The 3,473-nt window shown below is 59.4% G+C and carries 3 protein-coding genes and 1 pseudogene; 2 read left to right on the forward strand and 2 right to left on the reverse strand.

Features of this window, described 5'->3' with window-relative positions:
- Positions 1-67: 67 nt before the first annotated feature.
- Together hemF and VGK14_RS08545 are read left to right on the forward strand one after the other, a co-directional pair.
- A complete protein-coding gene (gene hemF / locus VGK14_RS08540; RefSeq protein ID WP_331508601.1) occupies positions 68-967 on the forward strand; it encodes an oxygen-dependent coproporphyrinogen oxidase in 900 nt (299 codons plus the stop codon).
- A 77-nt stretch (positions 968-1,044) separates the two neighbouring features.
- A complete protein-coding gene (locus tag VGK14_RS08545; protein ID WP_331508602.1) occupies positions 1,045-2,457 on the forward strand; it encodes an amino acid permease in 1,413 nt (470 codons plus the stop codon).
- 75 nt (positions 2,458-2,532) lie between these two features.
- Here VGK14_RS08545 and VGK14_RS08550 read toward each other — a convergent pair whose 3' ends face one another.
- On the reverse strand, positions 2,533-2,850 hold the full coding sequence (locus VGK14_RS08550) for a c-type cytochrome (protein ID WP_331508604.1): 318 nt from the start codon (positions 2,848-2,850) through the stop codon (positions 2,533-2,535).
- Between the two features lie 70 nt (positions 2,851-2,920).
- Positions 2,921-3,473: pseudogene (locus VGK14_RS08555) on the reverse strand (thioredoxin domain-containing protein); the annotation flags it as partial.

Genomic DNA, 3,473 nt, shown 5'->3' on the forward strand with positions numbered 1-3,473 from the left:
GCCTGCAATCGGAAATGCAGGCGAGGCCGCCTGCGCTAAAATTTGGATACAGCCGATCGGAGCAAGCATGGATTTCAACAGCGTCAAGGAATACCTCCTCAACCTGCAGGAACGCATCGTCGACGGCCTGCAACACGTGGACAGCAGGAACTTTCTGCACGACTCCTGGCAGCGCCCCGAAGGTGGTGGCGGCGTCAGCTGCGTGATGGAAGAAGGCAACGTGCTGGAGCGCGGCGGGGTGAATTTTTCGCATGTGACCGGAGACCGGCTGCCACCCTCGGCTTCGGCCAACCGCGCGGAACTTGCCGGGCGCGGCTTCGAGGCGGCGGGAATTTCGCTGGTACTGCATCCGCGCAATCCTTATGCGCCCACCGTGCATATGAACCTGCGCTGCTTCATGGCGCACCAGGTGGGCGAGGCGCCGACGTGGTGGTTCGGCGGCGGCATGGACCTGACGCCGTATTACGGCTTCGAAGAGGATGCGCAGCATTTCCACCGCACCTGCCGCGATGCGCTGGCGCCGTTCGGCGCGGAGCTGCACCCGCGCTTCAAAACCTGGTGCGACGAATACTTCTACCTGAAGCACCGCAAGGAGCCGCGCGGCGTAGGCGGCATTTTCTTCGACGACTTCAACGAACCCGGCTTCGAGCAGAGCTTCGCGATGATCAAGAGCGTGGGCGACCATTTCCTCAAGGCCTACCTGCCGATTCTGCAACGCCGCATCCATACGCCTTACACCGAGCGCGAACGCGACTTCCAGGCTTATCGGCGCGGGCGCTACGTGGAGTTCAACCTGGTCTACGACCGCGGCACATTGTTTGGCCTGCAGTCGGGGGGGCGCACCGAATCCATCCTGATGTCGCTGCCGCCCGTCGTCAAATGGCGCTATGACTGGCGGCCGCAAGCAGGCTCGCCGGAGGCCAGGCTTTATAGCGATTTTCTGACAGGCAGGGACTGGCTGGCCTAGAGCCTCTCAGCGGGCTCCTGGTTGTCCCGCAATAGCGCGACTTCATGCATAATTCGTAGCAACTTCAGGAGACCAGCATGACCATGCAAATTTTCCGCACCAAGAACATCACGCCGGATGACTTCATTCACAGCGGGCTCAAACGCTGCCTGTCGGCGTGGGATCTGACTTTTCTCGGTATCGGCGCGATCATCGGCACCGGCATCTTCGTGCTGACCGGCATCGCCGCAGCCACGCAATCAGGCCCGGCAGTCGTATTGTCTTTTATCGTCGCGGGCTTTGCCTGTACCTTCGCGGCTCTCGCCTACGCGGAACTGGCCTCGGCCGTAGGCGGCTGCGGCAGCGCTTACGGTTACAGCTATGCTGCCTTCGGCGAACTGCTGGCGTGGATCATCGGCTGGGACTTGTTGCTGGAATACGGTATTTCGGTCGCGGCGGTCGCGAATGGCTGGTCCGGCTACTTCAACAACGCGCTAACCGCCATTGGCATCCCGTTGCCGGTAGCCCTCACCAAGGCCCCAACGCTGGGCGGCATCATCAACCTGCCCGCAAGCGTCATCATCCTGCTGCTGATGGGGCTGCTCATCATCGGTGTGAAGCAGAGCGCACGCACCAACAATGCGATGGTGTTCGTCAAACTGATCACGATCACAATTTTCGTTGGCATTGCGATATTCAATGTCAACCCGGCCAACTGGCATCCGTTCATGCCGTACGGCTGGTTCCAGACGCTGCCAGACGGTAAAACCACCGGCGTCCTGGCTGGCGCGTCCATGGTGTTTTTCGCTTATGTAGGATTCGATGCGGTATCGACTGCGACGGAAGAAGCAGCCAATCCCCAGCGCGACGTACCGATCGGGCTGGTATCCTCGCTGGCGATCTGCACGGTCATCTATATCGTAGTATCGGGGCTGCTCACCGGCGTGGCCCACTACACCGACCTCAACGTATCTTCGCCAGTGGCGCACGCGCTGCAACTGATCGGGTTCAACTGGGCATCGGCGCTGGTTTCCACCGGGGTCATCGCCGGCCTGACTACCGTCATGCTGGTGCTTTACTATGCGCTCACGCGCATCATTTTCGCGATGTCGCGCGACGGCCTGCTGTCGCCGTTCTTTGCCGAGGTTAATGCGAAAACGCAGACACCCGTGCGTGTCATCGTCCTGTGCGGCGTCATTATGGCAACTATTGCCGGCCTGGTCCCGCTCGGCGAGCTGGCGGAACTGGTGAACATCGGAACCCTGGCCGCCTTTGTCCTGGTGTGCCTGGGGGTGATTGTCCTGCGTATCACCAAACCGGGCTTGAAGCGCCCCTTCCGCAATCCGCTCAGCCCGCTGTTCCCTCTCCTCGGCATGCTGTCCTGCGGCGCCCTGATGGGATTTCTTCCCGGAATCACATGGCTGCGCTTCATCATCTGGCTGGTGATCGGACTGATTGTTTACTTCGCCTACTCCATGCATCACAGCAAGCTGGCCGATGCAGCACCTTAACCCGTCCCCCATCTATAGTTTCCAGGCAACAAAAAGCCGGCGCAAGCCGGCTTTTTATCGAACATCAAACCCGGATCAGTGGGACAGCACCCATTGCACCAGGGTCTTGATATCTTCGTCCTTGACTTGCGGGCTGTTGGCCGGCATCGGCATCGGACCCCAAACACCGGAACCACCCTTCTTGACCTTCTCGATCAGCTTGGCTTCAGCGGTCTTGTCGCCCTTGTACTTGGCGGCAACATCCTTGTAGGACGGGCCAATGATCTTCTTGTCCACAGAGTGGCAGGCCAGACAGCCGCTCTTCTGGGCCAGGGCTTCAGCACCGTCGGCAGCACCGGCTTGAGCCGCAACCAGCAAAGAACCGGCAGCAACCATCATCAATAACGCTTTCATGCGATCTCCTTAAATGTCAAAAAAAACCTGTTGCTTCATAAAAATAAAAGCAGGCAATCATAACCATGTTTCACCGCAAAATCAACGAGACCAACTCATCCGATTTATTGATTGCCGGTAAGCATTCAACGCCACGGCAAACATACGCGTTGACAGGCCCCTCAAAAATTTTATCCAGCATCGGAAAACCGGAACCAGCCCCTGCGGGTACTGCAATAATCAGGCAATATGGCAGCAGCCTGGAATCCAGCAATCGCTTCCATTCGGCCATAGGCGCGCTTTCTCCGCGCAGAATCACGATCGTAGGCGGGGCCAGCCATTCCTGCAATGCGCAAAGCAGGCTCGGGCAGGCCGCCGGATTGGCCGTCATATCGCCGCTGAAGGCATGCAGTGTGCGCTCCGCCGCTTGCAGATAACGCGCCGCGCCCAGCAGATGCCCCAGGCGTTGCAATGCGAATGCCGCGATGCCGTTGCCCGAGGGAATCGCATTGTCGTGCGGCGCCTTGGGGCGCTGAATAAGCGACTCGTGGTCGTGGCTGGTAAAGAAAAATCCGCCGGACTGGGTATCTTCGAAGCGCGCGAGCAGCGCTTCGGCGATGTCGATCGCAAACAACAGGTCCTGC

The sequence above is a fragment of the Novimethylophilus sp. genome, assembly GCF_036504375.1.
Lineage (GTDB): Bacteria > Pseudomonadota > Gammaproteobacteria > Burkholderiales > Methylophilaceae > Novimethylophilus.